Here is a 373-nt window from a genome sequence, read left to right as displayed (position 1 = left end):
GCACTTTAGTGAGGGAGCAAAGGAGGCGTGCTAATACCATGCTTCTGTGAGAGTACCTCAAGAATAAGCACCGGCAAACTCTGTGCCAGCAGCCGCGGTAATACAGAGGGTGCAAGCGTTAATCGGAATTATTGGGCGTAAAGGGCTTGTAGGTGGTTCTTTAAGTTAGATGTGAAAACCCTGGGCTTAACCTGGGACGTGCATTTAATACTGGAGAGCTAGAGTATAGTAGAGGAGAGGGGAATTCCTGGTGTAGCAGTGAAATGCGTAGAGATCAGGAGGAACATCTGTGGCGAAGGCGCCTCTCTGGACTAATACTGACACTGAGGAGCGAAGGCGTGGGGATCAAACAGGATTAGATACCCGTGTAGTC

At 49.6% G+C, this 373-nt stretch carries 1 rRNA gene; it reads left to right on the top strand.

Annotated elements, in window-relative coordinates:
* Positions 1 to 373: ribosomal RNA gene (locus ACTHSL_RS13180) — 16S ribosomal RNA — on the top strand; the annotation flags it as partial.

The sequence above is a fragment of the Neisseria sp. P0008.S010 genome (genome assembly GCF_051962715.1).
GTDB lineage: Bacteria > Pseudomonadota > Gammaproteobacteria > Burkholderiales > Neisseriaceae > Neisseria > Neisseria elongata.
Note: the sequence above shows the minus strand (reverse complement) of the source record. Positions and strands in the feature narration are given on the sequence as shown.